This window comes from Methylosinus sp. RM1, from assembly GCF_011378635.1.
Taxonomy (GTDB): domain Bacteria; phylum Pseudomonadota; class Alphaproteobacteria; order Rhizobiales; family Beijerinckiaceae; genus Methylosinus; species Methylosinus sporium.
Map to the genome: position 1 here is coordinate 76,451 of NZ_WOVC01000002.1, position 20,337 is coordinate 96,787.

A 20,337-nucleotide genomic window follows, 5' to 3' on the forward strand; every position below is an offset into this window, starting at 1 on the left:
CCACAAAGAACGATAGGGTAGCGAGCGCCGCAAAGTCGTCGCAATCCTGTTCGGCGAGGCGGCTCTCGAAGCGTTTTGTTTGTCGGTCCGTCGCGTTTTTCTGGTCGGCGAGTTTGGATGTGATCCGAATCACGACACGGCCCGAAACCCAAGAGACGGAGTTTCCCGATGAGCGATACTCCCCCTGATAATTTGCCGGAAGCGCCGAAGGACGGCGCGACCGAATCTCATTCCGATCCCAAAGGGCGCCCGCCCGAGGGACAGGCTTCCTCCTCCTTCTTCCGGCGCCGTGCGAGCTTGCGCAGCGCCGGCGAAGCCTTGCAGCCGGACGCGCCGCCGCCGCCCCCGCCGCGCCGCAAGCGGGAGGGAACGCTCTCCGCGCTCAGCAGCCTTCTCTCCCTGCTGCTGGTCTTCGCCGTGGCCGGCGTCTTCGGCCTCATCGCCGTGCTGCACAAGCTGCGCGAGCCCGGCCCGCTCGCCGCTGAGCGAATCGTCTATATCGCCCCGCACAGCGACGTTCCCGAGATTCTGGCGCAGCTCGAGCGCGACGGCGTCATCGACAATCCAATGCTGATGAATGTCGCCCTTTTGATCGAGGGCGTCCGCGGCAAGCTGAAGCCCGGCGAATATGCGTTCAAGCAGAACGCCAGCCTGCGCGAGGTGATGGACGAGCTGGTGAACGGCCGGCAGATTCTGCATGGCGTCACCATTCCCGAAGGGCTGACGACCGAGCAGGTGGTCTCGCGTCTGCGCGAGAACGACATTCTCGCCGGCGACATGTCGGAGCTGCCCAAGGAAGGGGCGCTGCTGCCGGAGACCTATAAGGTCGCGCGCGGCTATCCGCGCGCCAAGCTCTTGGTGAAGATGCAGGAGGATCAGCGCAAGCTGCTGGATCAGATCTGGGCGCGCCGCCATCCCGACCTTCCGGTCAAGACGCCCTATGAGCTGGTGACGCTGGCCTCCATCGTCGAGAAAGAGACCGGCAAGGCCGATGAGCGCCCGCGCGTCGCCGCCGTGTTCATCAATCGCCTGCGCAAGGGAATGCGTCTGCAATCGGACCCCACCATCGTCTATGGCCTCGTCGGCGGGCGCGCCACGCTCGGCCGCGGCATTTTGAAGTCCGAGGTCGAGAAATGGACGCCCTATAATACCTATGCGATCGACGGCCTGCCGCCGGGGCCGATCGCCAATCCGGGTCGCGCGGCGCTGGAGGCGGTCGCCAATCCCTCGCGCACGCAGGAGCTCTATTTCGTCGCAGACGGCACGGGCGGCCATGTCTTCGCCGAGACGCTCGATCAACATGCCCGTAACGTCCAGCGCTGGCGGCAGATCGAGAAGGATCGGGCTTCGGGCGTCGATCGGCTGGAGCCGGGCGCGGTGGTCGGGCCGACGCAGTCCGCCCCGCGGGAAAAGCGCGGCGACGCGGCTTTCGGCCGGCTCGTGGCGCTGGCCGATGCGGCCATGGAGCCGATCGCCGCCGCCGATCCGCGTCCTGGCGCGCTGAAGAGAATCGGCGCCGCTCTGCCCGCCATTCCCTTCGAATATGCCGGGGACAATGAGGCGAGCCTGCGTCTCGCCGCCGAGCGCGCCGCCGTGGCGGCTTCTGCGCCGCCGCTGTTCACCACGCCATTCGCCCAGCGCGCCCAACCGGAGGCGCGCGCCGCGGTCGCTCTGCTGGCCAATGCCGCGCAAGAGGATTCGCAGGCGGCCGCCGACGATCTCGCCGCGGACGACGGGCTCGATTCGGCGACGAGCTATCCCGTCTCCGCCGCTCTGCGCGCCGAGCAGCGCGCTCGCGCGGCCCGGCTCGGCGTTTCCCCCGTCGAGGGCGGGCCCGAGGGACGGCCATTGCCGCTCTCGGCCTCTGCGGAGGTCGGCCAGCCGCCGCGCGCCGCCCGCGCCTTCGACGCTTCCGAGGGCACGCCGCTCGATCCGCTGCGCGACCGCGGCTGGGACTTGAACTCGGCGAAGATCGTGCCCGATGTGGCGAAGTTTCGGTGATGGAAGCGCGTAGCGAGACAGTCTACTCGCCACGCGCCCTAGCAAGGATCGCAATGACTCTCGCCAGCATGACAGGCTTCGCCCGCGCCCATGACAATCTCGGGCCGTGGCGCTACGCCTGGGAGATCAAGACCGTCAATTCCAAAGGGCTGGATCTGCGGCTGCGCGTCCCGCCCAATTTCGACGCGGTGGAGGTGAAGGCGCGCGCGCTGATCGCCGGACGCATCGCCCGCGGCTCCTGCTTCGCCAATCTCACCGCGCGGCGCGACGACGCGCTGGTCGAGACGCGCGTCAATCGCGCCGCGCTGGAGCGGCTGTTGAAAGCGCTCGACGATGTGCCGCTGCACGCATCCTTGCGGCCCGCCTCGCTCGACGGATTGCTCGCGGTGCGCGGCATTGTCGAGGTCATCGAGCCGGAGGACGACGAAGAGCAGCGCAATGCGCTCGACGCAAAGGTGCTGGCGACATTGGCGCAGGCGCTCGACGCTCTCACCGCCTCGCGCGGCTCCGAAGGCGCGGCCATAGGCGAGGTGCTGACGGCGCGGCTCGCACGCATCGGCGAATTGACCGCGCAGGCGGAGGCGCTGCCCGGCCGCTCGGCGGAGGCGGTGCGCGCGCGGCTCGCCGCGCAAATCGCGGCGCTGCTGGAGACGGGCCATTCCTTCGATTCGCAGCGGCTGCATCAGGAGGCGGTGCTGCTCGCGGTCAAGGCCGATATTCGCGAGGAGTTGGACCGGCTGAAAGCGCATGTGACGAGCGCGAAGGCGCTCATCGACAAGGGCGGGCCGATCGGCCGCCGCCTCGATTTCCTCGCCCAGGAATTGTCGCGCGAGACCAACACGCTCTGCGCCAAATCCAACGATGGCGCGCTCACCGCGCTCGGCCTCGAGCTCAAGATCGAGGTGGAGCAATGGCGCGAGCAGGTGCAGAACATTGAGTGAGGAGAAAATAGCGAATAGGGAGTAGCGCGAAAGACGCGCTCCATTCGCCACTCGCTATTCGCTGGACAAAAGATGCCCACAACGCCAGACCGCCGCGGAATCGTCCTCATTCTCTCCTCGCCCTCCGGCGCGGGGAAGACGACGCTGACGCGTATGCTGCTGCAGAACCGCGAGCTCGACCTCACCCTCTCGATCTCGGTGACGACGCGCCCGCGCCGCTCCAGCGAGGTCGACGGCATTCATTATTCTTTCATTTCCAAGAGCCGTTTCGAGGCGATGCGCGACAATGGCGAATTGCTGGAATGGGCGGAGGTGCACGGCAATTATTACGGCACGCCGCGCGGACCCGTCGACGAGATATTGGGCGAAGGCCGCGATGCGCTCTTCGACATCGACTATCAGGGTACGCAGCAGGTGCGCGAAAAGATGGGCGCGGACACTGTCACCGTCTTCATCCTGCCGCCCTCGATGAAAGAGCTGCGCGCGCGGCTCGAGCGCCGCGCCGAGGATTCGCGAGAGGCGATCGAGCGTCGTCTCGAGAACGCGCGCAATGAGATTCAGCGCTGGAAGCAATATGACTATGTGCTCGTCAACGACGATCTGCAGCGCAGCTTCGACGATCTGCTCGCCATATTGCGCGCCGAGCGGCAGCGCCGGCCGCGGCGCCTCGCCGGCATAGAGGCTTTCGTCGCGCGTCTGTTGAGCGAGTGATAGGATCTTGTATCGCGTCGCCTTCCTTCTCCCCGCGAGCGGGGAGAGCGGGAAATGCGCCGCATCGTGAAGGATTTCGGTTTCGCCATGACATCCGCAAAGCTCTTCATCCCGACCTTCGCGGCGCTCTGCCTCGCTGCTTGCAATTCCGCGCAGCCGATCGCCGTCGCGCAGGCGCCGACAGCGGCGACGCGCAGCGCGACTCCGGCGGGATTCGAGCTGCCGGCGGGCTCGGGCTGCGCCAATGCGATCGGCCGCTATCGCGCGATCATGGACAATGATCTCGCCATGGGTCACGTGAATCAGGGCGTCTATGCGACTATCCAGGGAGAGATCGACTCCGCCGCCGCGGCCTGCTCCGCGGGAAGAGACGCCCAGGCCGTCGCGCTGGTGCGCGCGAGCAAGGCGCGGCACGGCTATCCCGGCTGACCCTCGCGACATTTCGCCGAGCCCAGATTGGAAGCAATCTCAACTTGCGGCGTTGTGGCCCGACACGTCATTTACTACTTTGATATTCAAGCTCTAGCGCGTTTCGGCCGCGCCTGCGCCACTGGCTTCGCACAGCGGCGCTGGGTCGGTTCTTGCTTTGCCGTGATCGACGCGGCGGAGCCATGGGCATGGGCGAAGACGTTCGAACGATCATCGAAAGGCGTGAAATGACATCCTCCCGAATTCTATTCGCCGCCGCCGCGCTCGCGGCGGGCGTCGTCGCCGCCGTCGCGGCCGAGGAGACCTCCCTGGAAGTCTCCATCAAGGACCATCGTTTCACGCCCGCAGAACTTCATGCGCCGGCCGACAAGCCCATCGTCATCGTCGTGAAGAATCTCGATTCCACGCCGGAAGAATTCGAGAGCAAGGCGCTCAAGATCGAGAAGGTCGTCGCCGGCTCCGCCGAGATCACCGTGCGCGTGCGTCCGCTGAAGGCGGGCAGCTATAAATTCTTCGGCGAATATCACGAGTCCACGGCCAAGGGCGTTCTCGTCGTCGAGTGAGGACTATTGATGCTGGGCGCTCTCGTCATCGTTTTTCGTGAGGTCATAGAGGCGGGCCTCGTCATCGGCATCGTGCTCGCGGTCACACAGGGGGCGCGCGGCTCGCGGACCGTCGTCTTCGCCGGAGTGGTCGCGGGCGCGCTCGGCGCTGGGCTCGTGGCGCTGTTCGCCGATGCGCTGTCGCAGGCCGTCGCCGGACGCGGGCAGGAGCTGTTCAACGCCGGCGTCCTCGCGGTGGCGGTATTGATGCTCGCTTGGCACAACATATGGATGGCGCGCCATGGTCGCGAGCTGGCGAGCGAGCTGGCGGCCGCCGGCCGCGCCGCCGTCTCCGGCGACAAATCCTTTCTCGCACTGGCGCTCGTCGTCGCGCTCGCCGTGCTGCGCGAGGGCTCGGAGGTGGCGCTGTTCCTCTATGGACTGCTCGTCTCCGGCGAATCGGGCGCGGATGTGATCCTCGGCGGTTTCTCGGGTCTCGTCCTCGGCGCCGGCGTCAGCGCGCTCACCTATTTTGGTCTCGTCACCATTCCGGCGCGGCATTTGTTCGCCGTGACGACGGCGATGATCACTCTGCTCGCCGCCGGTCTCGCGGCGCAATGCGCGGCCTTTCTGCAGCAGGCCTGGATCGTCACCGCTCTGTCGCAGACAATGTGGGACACATCCGGCGTGCTGCCCGATACGAGCCTCGTCGGGCGTGTGCTGCATACGTTGATCGGCTATGTCGACCAGCCGACGGCGCTGCAGGTCGTCGTCTATGTGGCGACGCTGGCGGGCATATTCCTCGCCACCCGCCTCGCCGCCCCGCGGGCTCGCGCCGCCAATGTCCACGCCGCGGCGGAGTGATTGTTGGTATCGAAAAAGCCAGTCCCTTCATCCTGAGGAGGCCCCGAAGGGGCCGTCTCGAAGGATGGGGGGCCGCGCCTCCTGAAGCATCCTTCGAGGCTTTTTGCGTTCCGCAAAAAGCGCCTCAGGATGAGGGCGCTGGGGGTGTTACTCCGCCGCGTCCTGCTCCTGCGCGCTACGCGCGAGACGCTCGGCCTTCAGCAATTCCGCGACGAGGAAAGCCACCTCGATCGCCTGCTCGGCGTTGAGGCGCGGATCGCAGGTCGTGTCGTAGCGCACGCCGAGCTCCTGCTCGGAAATATCGCGCGCGCCGCCCATGCATTCGGTGACGTTCTGCCCCGTCATCTCGAGGTGAATGCCGCCGGCGTAAGTCCCCTCGGCGCGATGAACCTCGAAGAAATTGCGGATTTCCGCCATCACGCGATCGAAGGGCCGGGTCTTGCGGCCGCCGGCGCTGATCGTGTTGCCATGCATCGGATCGCAGCACCACACGACATTGCGCCCCTCTCGGGCGACGGCGCGCAGGATCGGCGGCAGCGCCTCGGCCGCCTTGTCGGAGCCGAAACGGCAGATGAGCGTCAGCCGCCCCGGCTCGTTCTGCGGATCGAGCCTGTCGATGAGGCGCAGCAGCGCGTCGGGCTTCAGGCTCGGCCCGCATTTGAGGCCGATGGGGTTCTGCACGCCGCGCAGATATTCGATATGGGCGCCGTCCTCCTGGCGCGTGCGGTCGCCGATCCAGAGGAAATGGCCGGAGGTGGCGAAATAGCCGCCCTCGAGCGAATCGACGCGCGTCAGCGCCTGCTCATAGCCGAGCAGCAGCGCCTCGTGAGAGGTGTAGAAATCCGTCTGCCGCAGCTCGGGATGATGCTCGGGATCGAGGCCGATGGCGCGCATGAAGCCCAAGGTCTCGCTGATGTGATCGGCGAGCTGCGAATAGCGGTCCGAGAGCGGGCTGTTGCGCACGAAGCCCAGCATCCAGCGATGGGCGTTGACGAGATTGGCGAAGCCGCCCGTCGCGAAAGCGCGGATGAGGTTGAGCGTCGCCGCCGATTGCCGATAGGCCATCAGCTGGCGCTGCGGATCGGGCGTGCGGGCGGCGGCGGTGAATTCGATGTCGTTGATGATGTCGCCGCGATAGCTCGGCAGCTCCAGCGCGCCCTGCTTTTCGGTAGGGGCGGAGCGCGGCTTGGCGAATTGGCCGGCGATGCGGCCGACCTTCACCACGGGCGAGGCCGCCGCATAGGTCAGCACCACCGCCATTTGCAGGAAAACGCGGAAGAAGTCGCGGATATTGTCGGCCGAATGCTCGCCGAAGCTCTCGGCGCAATCGCCGCCCTGCAGCAGAAAGGCGCGGCCGGCCGCCACTTCCCCCAGCGAGCGTTTCAGATTGCGCGCCTCGCCGGCGAAGACGAGGGGCGGAAATCCGGCGAGCTGCCGCTCGACATCGGCGAGCGCCGCCTGATCGGGATAGACCGGCGTCTGCTCGATCGGTCTTCCTCTCCAGCTTCCGGGCGTCCAATTCTCCACTGGCCTGGCTCCTGCTCGCCGCTCCCCCGCGCGGCCCAGCTATACAGGAGTGAGCCCGCGGAGGCGAGCTTTTGCCCGTCCGCCGGAAATGCCGCCATATTCCCTCGGCCAGGACCTGCGGTCTTTCCGCAGGATGACGCGGCTCTCCGCTTTCCCTAGCCTCGACGGCGCACTTTTCGTACGAGCGCTTTTTTCATGCCGGTCTTTTTATCGGATTTCATTCACGCCGCCCGCTGGCTCGCCGCTCTCGCCGTTCTGCTCGCTCACGCCAATGTGCTCGTCTCCTTGAGCGACATGATGGTCGCGCCGCATGGGCCGCTCGTCTATGCGTGGTGGTTCGTCACCGCTTTCTCGCATCAGGCGGTGACGGTCTTTTTCGTGCTGTCGGGCTTTCTCGTCGGCGGCCGCGTCTTTGTGGCCATGGAGCGGCGGACGCCCTTCCTGCGCGCCTATTTCGTCGATCGCTTCGCCCGCATCTATCTGGTGCTGATCCCGGCGCTGGCGCTGACCTTCGGTCTCGACGCGCTCGGCCGCGATCTTTTCGCCGGCGCAGGCGTCTATGAGCTTCCCGGCCTCGAGGGCGCCTATGAGGCCTCGCGCATTCTCTCGACGCTGGCCATGCAGCAGAATATCTGGGCCGGCCAGGCCGGCACAGACGGCGCGCTGTGGTCGCTGGCCTGCGAGTTCTGGTACTATCTTTTGTTCCCGCTGCTGCTGCTTCCTTTGGCGCGCGCCTATTCGGAACCCGCGCGCCTCGCCGGCTTCGCCCTCGGCGCGCTGCTGCTGCTGCTCCTCTCGCTTCCCTCCTCGCGCGTGCCTTTCGGCTTCGCGCTATGGGCCATGGGCGCGCTGGCGGCCCGCGCGAAGCGCCCGCTCTTCGCCGGCAAATATCTGTCGCTGGGGATTTTTCTCGCGGCGCTCGTCGTCGCCCGCCTCGCCGCGCGCGGGCCTCTCTTCGAGGCGCATCCGGTTCTGCACGACATCGCCGACGCGCTCACCGCGGCGACGCTCGCCAATCTGCTGGCGACGCTGCGCTTTTCGGAAAGCGGCTTTGCGCTCGGAGATTCGGCGCTGCATCGCCGGCTCGCAGATTTCTCTTTCTCGCTCTACGCCACGCATATGCCGATCGTTTTCTTCTTCTGGGCCGGAGCCGGCCATATTTTCGGCGTGGACTGGCACAAGCTTCTGCCGACGTCGACGCATTGGCTCGTCACGGCGGCGCTGCTCCTCGTCGCCGTCGCGACGGCCTTCGTCTTCTCGCGTGTGACCGAGGCGCATACGCCGGCGCTGCGGCGGCTTCTGCATGCGGCTGTCGCCGCGCTGGACCGGCGCGCGCGGCTCGGCGAGCGCGCCCGCTGGGTTGGCCAAGGTCGAGCCAAGGGGCTATAACTCAGCCCCGCCCAGCTTTTTTTCATTTGGAGCGATCCGTTCGCTCCAAAGCCTTCGGAGACACATGCCCGTCCTTCTGTCGCAATTCATCGAGGCATGTCGTTGGGTGGGCGCGCTGCTGGTGCTCGCCGTCCACTCCACCAATATGTTCGTCAATCTCGCGGACATAATGAGCGCTCCCCATGCGGCGAGCGTCTACGCCTGGTGGTTCTTCGTCAGCTTCGAGCTCGGTCATCAGGCCGTCGTCGGCTTCTTCGCCATTTCGGGCTATCTGGTCGGCGGCGCCGTGCTGGCGCAGCTGCGCAAGGACAAGCCCTTTCTGCGCGACTATCTCATCCATCGCTTCGCGCGCATCTATATCGTCCTCGCGCCGGCGCTGCTGGTCACAGTGGCGGCGGATGGGATCGGCCGCGGCTGGCTCGGCGACAGCGGCGTCTACGACTGGCCGGTGTTCAAGGACCATTATCGCGCCGATCTCTTCCTCGGCTCGCTGGCCAATCTCGCGGCGATCTATTGCGATTTCTTCGGCACCAATGGGCCGCTCTGGTCGCTCGCCTGCGAGTTTTGGTATTACATCTCCTTTCCGCTGCTGCTGCTGCCCTTCGCCCGCGCCTATTCGCTGCGGACGCGCGCTGTCGGATTCGCGCTCGGCCTCGCCATTCTGGTGGTCATGTCGATCCCCTCCGGCGGCTGGTTTCGGTTCGGCTATCTGCTCTGGGGCCTCGGCGCGCTGGCGACTCTGGCGCGGCGCCCACTGGTCCAATCGCGCTGGATCGCGCTCGCGCTCTATGTCGCGGCCGTCATCCCCATCCGCCTATTGGTGCGCGGCCCCAATCTCGAGGCCTTCCCCTATCTCGCCGATCTCGCCGATACGTTGGCGGCCGTTCTCTTCCTCAATCTCGTGGTGACGCTGCGCTTCGGGCCGCAGCAGGGCTGGGCGCTGTTCCAGCCGCAGCTGCATCGGCGGCTCGCCGATTTCTCCTTCTCGCTCTACAGCGTGCATATGCCGCTGCTGATTCTGGCGCGCGCTTTCGTCGATCAGCGCTTCGGCGCGCTATGGGCGCGCGAGCTGGCGACGCCCGTCCATTGGCAGGTGATGGCGGCGGTGATGACAGCGGCGGTCGTCTTCGGCTTCCTCTTCTCGCGCGTCACCGAGGCGCACACCAATTCCGCGCGGCGCGCGCTGCGCAGAGCCTTCGAGGCGGCGGAGGAGCGTCGGCGCCGGCGCGTCCCGCCGCCGCTCGAGGAGCTGGAGCGCAAGCCGCAAAAAGCCGACGCCTGATTGTGAAGGTCAACCGTGCCGCCCCCTGTCGACGAACCGTCGCATCCCTTCTCTAATGGCGAGGACCCGAGGCGGGCCGCAGAGGGCGCGCGCCTGCGGGGACGCACGAAAATGAAGACGATGCCGTCGAGCGTCGCGATCGTGGGCGATTCGCCCTTTCTCTGGGTCATGCGCTTCGATGCGGAGGGCGCGGCGACGCTCGTCGCCGACCACGATTCCGCGCAGCTGGATGTGGAAGCCGACGGCTATTTCTGGGTCCATCTCAATGTCGCCGATCTGCGTTATCGCGATTGGGTCGCCGGCCGCTCGCAAATGCCGGCCGAGGCGCGCGCCCTGCTCATCGACCAGGACAGCCATCAGCGGCTCGACGCCGACGAGCAAGCGCTGTGGGGCGTGATCGCCGATTACGGCCGCGATCTCGAGCGGGAGGAAGACGTGCTGCGTCCGCTGCGCGTCGTCGTCACCGAGCGCTGCATCGTCACCGCCCGCCGCTACGCCGTCGAATCGACCGCCGCCATTCGGCAGGCGGCGCTGGAGGGCCAGCGCCTGCGCGCGCCGCTCGATCTCTTCGAGGCGCTGGTGACGCGCAGCCTCGTCTCCATGGATATCGGGCTCGAGAAGCTTCTCGCCAAATTCAACAAGATCGAGGATCGCGTGCTCGACGACGAGACGCATGACGATCGGCGCGATCTCGGCGCGCTGCGCCGGCAGACGATCCGCCTGCGCCGCGAGCTCGCCGACGGGCAGCGCGTTTTTTCCCGCACGGCTTTCTCGCCGCGCGTCACGCCGCCGACTCATGCGGCGCTGCGCCGGCTGACCCAGCGATTCGATTCGTTGCAGCAGGAGCTGCAGGCGGTGGAGGAGCGCGCGCGCCTGCTGCAGGACGAGATCGTCTCCAATCTCACCGCCGAGACCAATCGCCAGCTCTATGTGCTGACCATTCTCGGCACGCTGCTGATGCCGCCGACTCTCGTCTCCGGCATTTTCGGCATGAACACCAAGAATCTGTTTTTCGGCGACAATGAGCAGGGCACGCTCTATGCGGCGGCGCTCTGCGTCGCCTCGGCGGCGGCGGCCTTTTTCGCGCTGATGTGGATCAAGCGCCGCGAGGGTTAGCGGAACTCGCGCCCACTCGCCGCGCACTGCCGATCGGCGTCACGCCGCTGCGAGGCTCTCGAACAATCCCCGGCCGTCGATTCCGCCGACCAGCGGATCGATGAGATTTTCGGGATGCGGCATCAGACCGAGCACATTGCGGCGCTCGGAGAAGATTCCGGCGATGTCGTTGCGCGAGCCGTTGGGATTGGCCTCGCCGCCGACGCGCCCGAGTGAATCACAATAGCGGAAGGCGACGAGCCCCTCGCCCTCGAGCCGCGCGATCGTCTCGTCGTCGGCCTCGTAATTGCCCTCGCCATGGGCGATGGCGACCTCGATCGTCTGGCCCTGGCGATAATGGCTGGTGAAGGCGGTGTCGGCGCGCTCGACGCGCAAATGCTGCATTCGGCAGACGAAGCGCAGATTGGCGTTGCGCATCAGCACGCCCGGCAGCAGGCCGCCCTCGCACAAAATCTGGAAGCCGTTGCAGACGCCGAGCGTCAGACCGCCGCGCGCGGCATGGGCGCGCACCGCGTCCATAATGGCCGCGCGGCCGGCGATTGCGCCGCAGCGCAGATAATCGCCATAGGAGAAGCCGCCCGGCAGCACGACGAGATCCGTGCCCGCGGGCAGCTCGGTCTGCGAATGCCAGACCATGGCCGGTTCGTGGCCGGTCGCTTGGCGAAGCGCGCGCGCCATATCGCCTTCGCGATTGGAGCCGGGAAAGACGATGACGGCGGCTCTCATGGGCTCGCGATCTCGATCTGGAAATTCTCGATGACGGTGTTGGCGAGCAGCTTCTCGCAGGCGGCGCGCAGCCGCTCCTCGGCCAGCGCGCGGTCGGAGCCCTCGAGCTCTATGTCGAACACCTTGCCCTGCCGCACGCCGCCGACGCCCTCGACGCCGAGCGAGGCGAGCGCGCCCTCTATGGCCTTGCCCTGCGGATCGAGCACGCCGTTTTTCAAGGTGACGATGACGCGGGCTTTCATGCGGCGGCTTTCTCGGGGTTCGGCTGCAATGGGCTGGCCGCAGGGTTAGCGGGCGACGCGCCGGAGCGCAAGCCGTTCTCTCGCCGCCGTTCTCGCCGCGCCGCTTCAGGCCGAGCGCGAGCGCAGCGCGTAGACGAAGCCGGCGGCGCCGAGCAGCGCGATCGTCGCGGCGAAGATCGGCCGGCCGGCGGCGAGCGTCAGCACGACGGCGACGAATGTCGCGACGCCGATCACCGACGCGACGATGAAGGCGCCGAGCGGCGAGGTGGAGCGGGCGGCCGTCGCGCTGCGCCGCCGCGGCTGGCCGGCGACGGCCGAGACGATCGCCTGATAGGCCGGATCGAAAATGATTCGATCGATCGAGAGCGGCGGCGCCGAATAGGGAAAGCCGCCGGACGGCGACGCGAAATCGCGGTCATAGGTGGTCGCCTCGAAGGCGCCCGGTCCCGTCTTGGCCAGATAGATGTCGATGGTGGCGGTGTCGCGCTCGCCGTCGCGGACCAGCAGGGCGGCGCGAATCGTCGCGGCCGCATCGTCGGCGTTGCGCGAGGGCAGGCGCGAGCGCGGAACGACGTCCGCCTCCTCGAGGAATTCCTTCGTCGTTTCGCCGCGCGCCTCCGCGGCGGAGCGCGCGGCCGCCTGCGCCTCCCGCACGATGATGCGCAGCGGAACGCGTTCGCCGACGAGGCGCGGCAGGCCGGAGAGCGCGGCCGCGCTCGGTCCATAGGCGGAGGTCAGATTGGCGTCCTCGCCGCTGATTTCTTCGCCGGAGGCGGCGCCGAGCGGCATGGCGAAATTTCGATAGCCGGCGGGAAGCGCGTCGCGAAGGCCGGGGCCGGGCGGCGGCGTTTCGACGGCCGCCGTCGTCGCCACGCTCGCGTCTTCGACCGGCTCGGCCTTTGCTGCGACAGGCGCGACGCGCGACAGCGCGCGCACGCCGGGCGCTCGGGATGTAACGGCGGAAATCGGCGATACCATGATTCGTGACACCCATGGCGCGTCGCTTCGTACGTGCGCGCAGATTGAAATTTCCGGCTTGCGCGAAGCTGACGCCAGCGCAACCAGAGCGATTGTTCCAAGTCGTCTTCGACGCCGGGTTATAGAAAAGAGTCGAATGCCGCCGACCTCGCTCTATCTGCCTCGGGAGCAGGAGGGGCGCGAATGTATGCGGTCTCCAATTATCCGGGGCGTCGCCGCGCGACGCAGGAGGCGGCGCGGCGCGAGGTTTTCGCCGTCGTCGGCTCGCTCGCGCGCGAAATGCATCCGCAGCGCAGCGTTCCGGCGGAAATCTCCCTGTCCAGCCGGCTCGAGCAGGATCTCGGCGTCGACAGCCTGGCGCGCGCCGAATTGAACATGCGGCTCGAAAAGGCTTTTCATGCGCATCTGCCGATCGAGGAGCTCGGCCGCGCCGATACGGTCGGCGATCTGCTGACGGCGCTGGAGAAAGCGCCCGGCGCCGAGCCGCCGCCCGTCGTCGAGCCTGCCGCGGGCGAGGCGCTGCCGCATATTCGCGCCGCCTTCGAGGCGAAGACGCTGACCGAAGCGCTGGACTGGCACGCCGCGCATAATCCCGAGCGGCTGCATCTGACCTTTCTGCGCGACGCGGCGACGCCGGCCGGCGCTTTCACCTATTGGCGGCTGGCCGACGAGGCGCGCCGGGCGGCGGAAGGCCTCGTCGCCCGCGACGTCGCGCCTGGCGACCGCATCGCGCTGATGCTGCCCACCGGACTCGATTTCTTCGTGGCCTTTTTCGGCGCGCTCTACGCCGGCGCCATTCCCGTGCCGATCTATCCGCCGATGCGCATGGCGCAGATCGAGGAGCATATCACCCGCCAGATCGGCATTTTGCGCAACGCCGGGGTGAAGCTGCTCATCACCGCCGCCGAGGGGATTCGTCTCGCCGGCCTCGCCCGCCGCCGGGTGGAGACATTGGAGGTGATCGTCGCCGTCGCCGATCTTGTGAGCGGCGCCAATGGCGCGCCTTTGCCGCCGACGCGCGAGGCGGGCGCGACCGCCATGTTGCAATATACGTCCGGCAGCACGGGCGATCCCAAAGGCGTCGTGCTGAGCCACGCCAATCTTCTCGCCAATGTGCGCGCCATGGGCCTCGCCATAGGCGCGACCTCGGCCGACACTTTCGTGAGCTGGCTGCCGCTCTATCACGATATGGGATTGATCGGCGCCTGGCTCGGCTGCCTGCATTTCGGGGCGCCGCTCTATGTCATGTCGCCGCTGACCTTTCTGTCGCGGCCGGCGAGCTGGCTGGAGGCGATCGACCGCCATCGCGGCACGCTGAGCGCCGCGCCCAATTTCGCCTTCGAGCTCTGCCTCGACAAGATCGATCCGGCCCAGATCGAGGGACTCGATCTCTCCTCGCTGCGCATGGTCGCCAATGGCGCGGAGCCCATTTCCCCGCGCACGATCCGGCGATTCGCCGAGAAATTCGCCAAATATGGTTTCCGGGCGGAGGCCATGGCGCCGGTCTATGGTCTCGCGGAAAATTCCGTCGGCCTCGCCTTTCCGCCGCCCGGCCGCGCGCCGCTGATCGACCGCATCTCCCGTGATTCGCTGGCGACCGACGGCCGCGCGGAGCCGGCCGGGGACGCGACCACGGCTCTGGAGTTCGTCTCCTGCGGCGCGCCGCTGCCGGGCCATGAAATCCGCATCGTCGACGCCGCCGGCCGCGAGCTCGCCGAGCGGCGCGAGGGGCGGCTGGAGTTCCGCGGCCCTTCCGCCACCGCCGGCTATTTCCGCAATGAGGAGAAGAGCAAGGCGCTGATTCGGGGCGGCTGGCTCGACAGCGGCGATCGCGCCTACACGGCCGGCGGCGAAGTCTATGTCACCGGGCGGGTGAAGGACATCGTCATACGCGCCGGGCGTCATCTCTATCCGCAGGAGATAGAGGAGGCCGTCGCCACGCTCCCCGGAATCCGCAAAGGCTGCGTCGCCGCTTTTGGCGCGCCCGACGTCGAGACCGGCACGGAGCGGCTGATCGTCGTCGCCGAGACCTATGAGACCGCGCCGGAGGCCCTCGGCGCGCTCGAGACCAAGGTTCAGGCCGCGGTCGCCGCAGTTTGCGGCGCGCCGGCGGAGGAGGTCCGCTTCCTGCCGCCACGCTCGACTCCCAAAACCTCGAGCGGCAAGATTCGCCGCAGCGCCGCCAAGGCGCTGTTCGAAGAGGGCCGGCTCGGCGAGCCGCGCGGCCCGGTGTGGCTGCAGATCGGCCGGCTGGCGCTGCTCGGCCTATGGCCGGCGATGCGCGGCGCGGCGAAAAGCGTGGGCGAGCTCGCCTATGCGTCCTGGTGGTGGATCGTCGTCTGCGCCGGCTATTTCGCCGCCTGGTGGGCGGTCATGACTCTGCCCCGCCGCTCGCGCTGGCCCGCCGTCCGCAAGATCGCCGGGACAATGCTCGGCGCCATTGGCGCGAAGGTCACGACCGAAGGGCTCGAGCGTCTGCCGAAAGGCGGCGCCGTGCTCGCCTTCAACCATTCGAGCTATGTCGATGTGATGCTGCTCGCCGCTCGCTTGCCGGGCGAGCCGGCTTTCGTCGCCAAGAAGGAGCTGGCCGGACAGATTTTCGCCGGGCCGTTCCTGCGCCGGCTCGGCGCCCTTTTCGTCGAGCGCTTCGACATTGCGGCGAGCGTGGCCGACGCGGAGAAGCTCGCGGCGGCGGCGCGCGAGGGGCGCAATCTCGTTTTCTTCCCCGAGGGGACGTTCACGCGCCGCGCCGGGCTCTGCGGCTTCTATCTCGGCGCGTTCAAGATCGCCGCGGAGGCGGAGCTGCCGGTCTTTCCGGGCGTCTTGCGTGGAACCCGCGGCATGTTGCGCGGCGAGCAATGGTTCCCGCGCCGCTCGGCGCTGTCGCTGACCATTCTGCCGCCGATACGGGCGGGCGGGGGCGATTTTCTCTGCGCGCTGCGGCTGCGCGACCATGTCCGCGCCGCCATCCTCGCGCGCTGCGGGGAACCGGATTTGAGCGAATTGTCCAAGCCGAGGCGGGGGGACGCGTAGCGGAGGCCGACCCCTCGAGGGGGAGGTCGAGCGCCGTAGGCGCTCGAGAGGGGGCGACGTCCCGAGTCTCTGCTGGTGGACCCCACCACGTCCGGCTATCGCCGGCCGACCCTCTTACTGAAGGGGAGGGTGGGGCGCCGCAGCCTCTACTCGTCCTCTCCGAAGCGGTTGCCCACCAGCGCCGCCAGCGCCTCTATCGCTTGCGCGGCCTGTGGGCCGGCGGCGGTCACAGTGATGGTGGAGCCCTGCGCCGCGCCCAGCGTCAATATGCCCATGATGGAGCTGCCGCCGACCGTGTCCCCGCATTTGGAGACGGTGATCTCGGCCTCGTAAGCCTCACAGCATTGGACGAATTTGGCCGTCGCCCGCGCATGAAGGCCCTTGCGGTTGACGATGACGAGATCGCGGGCGATGCGCCCGCCTTCGATGGCGGAAACGGATTGATCGGTCATTTCGCGTTGAGAACTCGGCTGGCGATATAGACATATTTGCGCCCGGCGTCCTGGGCTTGCAACACCGCCTGCTCGAGCGGAGCCGATTCGCGCACCGAGGCCAGCTTGATCAGCATGGGCAGGTTGATGCCCGCCAGCACCTCCACCTTGCCGCCGTTCATCACGGAAATCGCCAGATTGGAGGGCGTGCCGCCGAACATGTCGGTCAGGACGACGACGCCGTCGCCGCTGTCCGCCTCGGCGATGGCGTCGATAATGTCTCGGCGCCGACGCTCCATGTCGTCCTCGGGGCCGATCGAGATCGACACGAGCTGTTTCTGCGGGCCGACCACATGCTCGAGGGCCGCGCGAAACTCCGTGGCGAGGTGGCCATGGGTCACCAGGACCATTCCGATCATTCGCAGCTACCGCTCATGAAGACCGTCTCGCGAGAGAACGAGATCGTCGAAACCGGAGAACCGAAGCAGACCGGCATTGCGGCTCACCAATTCACTAACGCGAATGTCGCCCCGACGTTCGCAGCGTTTCGGGCGCCATTTTGTGCGTTGCGGCGAAATTGGCAAGCGAAAACCTCCTATCCTCGTTAAAATGCCGCAAACTGATGAACAAACGAAAAAATCTTTCGCGTCGCCCCGGCCTCGCGGGCGTCCGCGGCGAGCCGCGGCAGCGCCACCCCGCATAAAATCGCCTCGGCCTCGCCTTCCTGCGGATATCGCGGCGGGGCCTCGTCGCGCGGCCCGCGCAGATCGACCAGGCAGCGCAGCGTCCCGGCGGGCTCGTAAGGGGTGGGCCCGACGCCCCTGCCGCGCTCCTCTATCGCCCCGGCGATGGCCGGATGCGGGCGCGCCACCAGCCGGCCGTGGCGGCGGACGATCTCGATCCGATCGTCGCCGATGAGGCGGGCGAAGACGCCCCGCCCCTGCGCAAAATCGATCAGCTCGAGGCAGAGGCCGCTCTTGCCGGCGCCGGAGGGGCCGCGCAGCAGCGCGCCGGCGGCGCCGATGAGCAGAGCATTGGCGTGAATCATGACGCGGTCGCCGGCCTGCTCCTGTAGGAGAGGCGCGCCGGTCATCTGGCCGCCGGAAGCCACAGCACGAAGCGTGCGCCGAGCACGACATCGTCCGGCTCGATCTCGTCGGTTCCCTCCGGCTCCGCCCGCGTGCGGTTCATCGCGCGGATACGGCCGTTGTGCGCCTCGACGATCTGGCGGGAGATGGAGAGGCCGAGGCCGGAATTCTGGCCGAAGCCCTGCTCCGGTCGATCCGTGTAGAAGCGCTCGAAAATGCGCTCGAAGGCGTGTGCCGGAATGCCCGGCCCGTCGTCGTCGACGATGATCTCATAGCCGTCGATCGGCTGCCCGCCCGGCCCCATCGCCTGCTCCGGCCGCAGCAGGACTCGCACATCGCCGCCCTCCGCCGAGAAGGAGCGGGCGTTGGCGATGAGATTGTCGAACACTTGCGCGAGCCGCGAATCATGGCCGAGGATGCGCCAGCGCCGCCGCGGATCGGCGGGCTGAATGTCGAGCGTGATGGTGACGCCGTCGCCGCGGTCGACGTCCTGCGCCATGCCGACGACGGTTTTCAGCACGCCGGCGACATCGACAATGTCCATATCGGCGCGGGCCAGCTCGGCGTCGAGACGAGAGGCGTCGGAAATATCGCTGATGAGACGATCGAGACGTCCGACGTCGTGCTTGATGATGGTCAGCAGGCGCGAGCGCGCATTCTCGTCCTTGACGATGGGCAGAGTCTCCACCGCGCTGCGCAGAGAGGTGAGCGGATTTTTGAGCTCATGCGCGACATCCGCCGCGAAATGCTCGATCGCCTCTATGCGATTGTAGAGCGCGCGCGTCATGTCGCGCAGCGCGCCGGAGAGATGGCCGATCTCGTCCTGGCGCTGCGAGAAATCGGGAATCTCCTGCCGCGATTTGACGCCGCGGCGCACGCGTTCGGCGGCCTCGGCGAGACGGCGCATGGGCTCGGCGATGGTGCCGGCGAAGAATAGCGACAGCAGCAGCATCACGCCGGCCGAGACCAGGAAGATGCGGATGATGCCCCAGCGCTCCTGCGCGAGAATGGCGTCTATGTCGCCGCCGAGCGTGGAGAGCAGCAGCGCGCCGCGCACCGAGCGGAAGCGCTGCACCGGCACGGCGACGGAGATGATGGTCTCGCCCTTGGCGTTGGCGCGCACCACCGAGAGCGCGCCGCCGGTGAGCGCCGCCGCCACCTCGGGATAGGCTTTGCCATTGCCGGCGCCGATGTCCTCATAGAGCGGCAGTTCCGGCCGCCGCGTCCAGCGGCGCAGCGCATTGATCGCCTGCTCGAGATAGCTCGACGATTCGGCGCCGCCGGCGGGACCGAGCTCGAAGCGCAGAATATTGGAGCGTCCGGTGACGGAGCGCGAATCGAGCAGGAGATAGCCGTCGCGATCATAGATGCGCGCGCGCGTGCGCGTCGGCGAGACGAGACGCCGCAGCAGCGGGCCGATGCGCTCTGGATTGAGCGAAAACTCCATAGAGGGCTGGCTGCCCTCGGCGAGGCTGTAGCTCTCGCCCGGCGCGAGCCGCAGCAGCTTCTCGGGATCGATGGTGATGGCGTCGGTGTCCACCGTCGCGGAGGCGGCGATCGCCGCGGCGATGATCTCGCCCTGCGTCTGCAGGCTCTGCACGCGCGCGTCGATCAGGCCTTCGCGAAATTGGTTGAGATAGAGGAAGCCGCCGAGCAGCGCCACGAGGCCGCCGAGATTGAGCACGACGATGCGACGCGTGAGCGAAGACGACAGGCGTGACTGAATGGCGCGCGTGAGCCGCGCGAAGCGAACCGACGCGGCGCGGCCGATTCGCTTTTGCCGCGCCTGCGTCTCGGCGACGCCATGTTCATTGTCGATCGTGACTGTCATGAGCCGTTATGGGGCTTCCTTGAAGCGATAGCCGACGCCATAGAGCGTCTCGATCATCTCGAACTCATTGTCGACGACCTTGAACTTCTTGCGCAGCCGCTTGATGTGGCTGTCGATGGTGCGATCGTCGACATAGACCTGATCGTCATAGGCGGCGTCCATCAGCGCATTGCGGCTCTTCACCACGCCGGGGCGCTGCGCCAGCGCTTGCAGGATGAGAAACTCCGTCACCGTCAGCACGACGGGATCGCCGCGCCAGGTGCAGGTATGGCGCTCCGGGTCCATGACCAGCGCGCCGCGCTCCAGCACCTTGGCTTCCGATTCCTTCTGCGCGGCGGCTTCCTTGGGATTGGCGCGGCGCAGAATCGCCTTCACGCGCTCCACCAGCAGGCGCTGCGAGAACGGCTTGTGAATGAAATCGTCGGCGCCCATTTTGAGGCCGAACAATTCGTCGATCTCCTCGTCCTTGGAGGTGAGGAAGATCACCGGAAGGTCGGATTTCTGCCGTAGACGGCGCAGCAGCTCCATTCCGTCCATGCGCGGCATCTTTATGTCGAAAATGGCGAGGTCCGGCGGATTGGCGCGCAGACCGTCGAGCGCCGCGGCGCCGTCGGTGTAGGTTTGAACGCGGTAGCCCTCGCCTTCAAGAGCGATCGAGACGGAGGTGAGAATATTGCGGTCGTCGTCGACGAGAGCGATTGTCGGCATTTTCAACCTTTACTGTTACGTCCGATATCGGGCTCGATGTTCGAATCGAAAGGCGCGCGCTTTTCTCTACACGCCTGTGCGGCGGCTCGCTGACTGCGCCGCCCTGGAACATCGCCGTTCGGTCGCCACGTTCCAGCGCCTTGGCGGCCGAAATGTGGCTGGCCTCGGCCATTCGCATGACGCCGGCCGGAACAGGGACCGACGGTTTCACATTCCGTGTCGTCTTATATACATGATCGCGACACAAATCACCTATCGTCGCGACAGGGACGAAACGCCGCGGAAACAGTGGCGAAGCCCATGTTTGCACAGCGCTGCGAAGCGTCGAAAATTTCGATAAAAAGCAATATGTTGTCGGCGACGCTGCAGCCGCTCGGCGCGCCGCGCCGAAATGCGCCGCCATGAGCGCTGCGCCGTCGTCGAAATGCCGCGCTCACGGCAAGGATTCTCGATCGTCTGCGATTCGCTCACGCGGCGTGATCGAAGAGATGAGGCGCG

Annotated in this window: 19 protein-coding genes; 10 read left to right on the plus strand and 9 right to left on the minus strand. The window is 67.1% G+C overall.

Features of this window, described 5'->3' with window-relative positions:
* The first annotated feature begins 168 nt into the window (after positions 1-168).
* From mltG to FMZ75_RS01715, 6 genes are all read left to right on the plus strand, one after another.
* Positions 169-2,001 carry an endolytic transglycosylase MltG gene (gene mltG / locus FMZ75_RS01690; RefSeq protein ID WP_166141080.1) on the plus strand — a complete coding sequence of 611 codons (1,833 nt, stop codon included), beginning with the start codon at positions 169-171 and terminating at the stop codon, positions 1,999-2,001.
* A 53-nt stretch (positions 2,002-2,054) separates the two neighbouring features.
* Positions 2,055-2,942 carry a YicC/YloC family endoribonuclease gene (locus tag FMZ75_RS01695; protein ID WP_166141081.1) on the plus strand — a complete coding sequence of 296 codons (888 nt, stop codon included), beginning with the start codon at positions 2,055-2,057 and terminating at the stop codon, positions 2,940-2,942.
* Between the two features lie 72 nt (positions 2,943-3,014).
* On the plus strand, positions 3,015-3,653 hold the full coding sequence (gene gmk, locus FMZ75_RS01700) for a guanylate kinase (RefSeq protein ID WP_108915522.1): 639 nt from the start codon (positions 3,015-3,017) through the stop codon (positions 3,651-3,653).
* A 54-nt stretch (positions 3,654-3,707) separates the two neighbouring features.
* Complete coding sequence (locus tag FMZ75_RS01705; protein WP_246728719.1) at positions 3,708-4,082, plus strand: hypothetical protein; 375 nt, start codon at positions 3,708-3,710, stop codon at positions 4,080-4,082.
* Positions 4,083-4,309: 227 nt separating this feature from the next.
* Positions 4,310-4,645: a cupredoxin domain-containing protein gene (locus FMZ75_RS01710; protein WP_108915631.1), complete on the plus strand. Its 336-nt coding sequence runs from the start codon at positions 4,310-4,312 to the stop codon at positions 4,643-4,645.
* 9 nt (positions 4,646-4,654) lie between these two features.
* Entirely contained in the window at positions 4,655-5,488 is an 834-nt protein-coding gene (locus FMZ75_RS01715) for an FTR1 family protein (protein WP_166141082.1), read from the plus strand.
* Positions 5,489-5,635: 147 nt separating this feature from the next.
* Here the strand turns inward: FMZ75_RS01715 and FMZ75_RS01720 are convergent, their stop codons facing one another.
* Entirely contained in the window at positions 5,636-7,015 is a 1,380-nt protein-coding gene (locus FMZ75_RS01720; RefSeq protein ID WP_166141083.1) for a class II 3-deoxy-7-phosphoheptulonate synthase, read from the minus strand.
* Positions 7,016-7,210: 195 nt separating this feature from the next.
* On the opposite strand from FMZ75_RS01720, the gene FMZ75_RS01725 reads away from it, so the two are divergent.
* The 3 genes from FMZ75_RS01725 to FMZ75_RS01735 all read left to right on the plus strand — a co-directional run bounded on the left by FMZ75_RS01725 (position 7,211) and on the right by FMZ75_RS01735 (position 10,802).
* Positions 7,211-8,404 carry an acyltransferase gene (locus tag FMZ75_RS01725; protein WP_166141084.1) on the plus strand — a complete coding sequence of 398 codons (1,194 nt, stop codon included), beginning with the start codon at positions 7,211-7,213 and terminating at the stop codon, positions 8,402-8,404.
* 64 nt (positions 8,405-8,468) lie between these two features.
* A complete protein-coding gene (locus tag FMZ75_RS01730) occupies positions 8,469-9,686 on the plus strand; it encodes an acyltransferase (protein WP_166141085.1) in 1,218 nt (405 codons plus the stop codon).
* 111 nt (positions 9,687-9,797) lie between these two features.
* Complete coding sequence (locus FMZ75_RS01735) at positions 9,798-10,802, plus strand: CorA family divalent cation transporter (protein ID WP_166141086.1); 1,005 nt, start codon at positions 9,798-9,800, stop codon at positions 10,800-10,802.
* Positions 10,803-10,841: 39 nt separating this feature from the next.
* Here FMZ75_RS01735 and purQ read toward each other — a convergent pair whose 3' ends face one another.
* The 3 genes from purQ to FMZ75_RS01750 form a co-directional block, all read right to left on the minus strand.
* Complete coding sequence (gene purQ, locus FMZ75_RS01740) at positions 10,842-11,528, minus strand: phosphoribosylformylglycinamidine synthase subunit PurQ (RefSeq protein WP_166141087.1); 687 nt, start codon at positions 11,526-11,528, stop codon at positions 10,842-10,844.
* Complete coding sequence (purS, locus tag FMZ75_RS01745) at positions 11,525-11,770, minus strand: phosphoribosylformylglycinamidine synthase subunit PurS (RefSeq protein ID WP_166141088.1); 246 nt, start codon at positions 11,768-11,770, stop codon at positions 11,525-11,527. The genes purQ and purS overlap by 4 nt, the downstream gene beginning before the upstream one ends.
* A gap of 105 nt (positions 11,771-11,875) precedes the next feature.
* Complete coding sequence (locus FMZ75_RS01750; protein WP_166141089.1) at positions 11,876-12,748, minus strand: hypothetical protein; 873 nt, start codon at positions 12,746-12,748, stop codon at positions 11,876-11,878.
* A gap of 183 nt (positions 12,749-12,931) precedes the next feature.
* Between FMZ75_RS01750 and FMZ75_RS01755 the strand changes: the two genes are divergently transcribed.
* Entirely contained in the window at positions 12,932-15,781 is a 2,850-nt protein-coding gene (locus tag FMZ75_RS01755; protein ID WP_166141090.1) for an AMP-binding protein, read from the plus strand.
* A 146-nt stretch (positions 15,782-15,927) separates the two neighbouring features.
* On the opposite strand, the gene FMZ75_RS01760 is transcribed toward FMZ75_RS01755, so the two are convergent.
* From FMZ75_RS01760 to FMZ75_RS01780, 5 genes are all read right to left on the minus strand, one after another.
* Positions 15,928-16,233, minus strand: coding sequence for an HPr family phosphocarrier protein (locus FMZ75_RS01760; RefSeq protein ID WP_108915532.1), 306 nt, complete (start codon positions 16,231-16,233; stop codon positions 15,928-15,930).
* Positions 16,230-16,631, minus strand: a complete 402-nt coding sequence (locus FMZ75_RS01765; RefSeq protein WP_036293661.1) for a PTS sugar transporter subunit IIA — start codon at positions 16,629-16,631, stop codon at positions 16,230-16,232. The genes FMZ75_RS01760 and FMZ75_RS01765 overlap by 4 nt, the downstream gene beginning before the upstream one ends.
* Before the next feature lie 185 nt (positions 16,632-16,816).
* Complete coding sequence (locus FMZ75_RS01770; RefSeq protein WP_142862937.1) at positions 16,817-17,305, minus strand: HPr kinase/phosphorylase; 489 nt, start codon at positions 17,303-17,305, stop codon at positions 16,817-16,819.
* Complete coding sequence (locus tag FMZ75_RS01775) at positions 17,302-19,131, minus strand: stimulus-sensing domain-containing protein (RefSeq protein ID WP_166141091.1); 1,830 nt, start codon at positions 19,129-19,131, stop codon at positions 17,302-17,304. Before FMZ75_RS01775 ends, FMZ75_RS01770 begins: the two co-directional genes overlap by 4 nt.
* Positions 19,132-19,137: 6 nt before the next feature.
* The gene (locus FMZ75_RS01780; protein WP_018267279.1) at positions 19,138-19,839 is read right to left on the minus strand and encodes a response regulator transcription factor; all 702 of its coding nucleotides are present in this window, start codon (positions 19,837-19,839) and stop codon (positions 19,138-19,140) included.
* Positions 19,840-20,337 lie beyond the last annotated feature (498 nt).

What these genes read in the sequence shown, in the direction of transcription:
- purQ (WP_166141087.1), bottom strand. Translation starts at nt 11,528, where the DNA reads ATGAGAGCCGCCGTCATCGTCTTTCCCGGCTCCAATCGCGAAGGCGAT.
- FMZ75_RS01715 (WP_166141082.1), top strand. Translation starts at nt 4,655, where the DNA reads ATGCTGGGCGCTCTCGTCATCGTTTTTCGTGAGGTCATAGAGGCGGGC.
- purS (WP_166141088.1), bottom strand. Translation starts at nt 11,770, where the DNA reads ATGAAAGCCCGCGTCATCGTCACCTTGAAAAACGGCGTGCTCGATCCG.
- FMZ75_RS01775 (WP_166141091.1), bottom strand. Translation starts at nt 19,131, where the DNA reads ATGACAGTCACGATCGACAATGAACATGGCGTCGCCGAGACGCAGGCG.
- FMZ75_RS01755 (WP_166141090.1), top strand. Translation starts at nt 12,932, where the DNA reads ATGTATGCGGTCTCCAATTATCCGGGGCGTCGCCGCGCGACGCAGGAG.
- FMZ75_RS01765 (WP_036293661.1), bottom strand. Translation starts at nt 16,631, where the DNA reads ATGATCGGAATGGTCCTGGTGACCCATGGCCACCTCGCCACGGAGTTT.
- FMZ75_RS01760 (WP_108915532.1), bottom strand. Translation starts at nt 16,233, where the DNA reads ATGACCGATCAATCCGTTTCCGCCATCGAAGGCGGGCGCATCGCCCGC.
- mltG (WP_166141080.1), top strand. Translation starts at nt 169, where the DNA reads ATGAGCGATACTCCCCCTGATAATTTGCCGGAAGCGCCGAAGGACGGC.
- FMZ75_RS01725 (WP_166141084.1), top strand. Translation starts at nt 7,211, where the DNA reads ATGCCGGTCTTTTTATCGGATTTCATTCACGCCGCCCGCTGGCTCGCC.
- FMZ75_RS01780 (WP_018267279.1), bottom strand. Translation starts at nt 19,839, where the DNA reads ATGCCGACAATCGCTCTCGTCGACGACGACCGCAATATTCTCACCTCC.
- FMZ75_RS01770 (WP_142862937.1), bottom strand. Translation starts at nt 17,305, where the DNA reads ATGACCGGCGCGCCTCTCCTACAGGAGCAGGCCGGCGACCGCGTCATG.
- FMZ75_RS01730 (WP_166141085.1), top strand. Translation starts at nt 8,469, where the DNA reads ATGCCCGTCCTTCTGTCGCAATTCATCGAGGCATGTCGTTGGGTGGGC.
- FMZ75_RS01735 (WP_166141086.1), top strand. Translation starts at nt 9,798, where the DNA reads ATGAAGACGATGCCGTCGAGCGTCGCGATCGTGGGCGATTCGCCCTTT.
- FMZ75_RS01705 (WP_246728719.1), top strand. Translation starts at nt 3,708, where the DNA reads ATGCGCCGCATCGTGAAGGATTTCGGTTTCGCCATGACATCCGCAAAG.
- gmk (WP_108915522.1), top strand. Translation starts at nt 3,015, where the DNA reads ATGCCCACAACGCCAGACCGCCGCGGAATCGTCCTCATTCTCTCCTCG.
- FMZ75_RS01695 (WP_166141081.1), top strand. Translation starts at nt 2,055, where the DNA reads ATGACTCTCGCCAGCATGACAGGCTTCGCCCGCGCCCATGACAATCTC.
- FMZ75_RS01750 (WP_166141089.1), bottom strand. Translation starts at nt 12,748, where the DNA reads ATGGTATCGCCGATTTCCGCCGTTACATCCCGAGCGCCCGGCGTGCGC.
- FMZ75_RS01710 (WP_108915631.1), top strand. Translation starts at nt 4,310, where the DNA reads ATGACATCCTCCCGAATTCTATTCGCCGCCGCCGCGCTCGCGGCGGGC.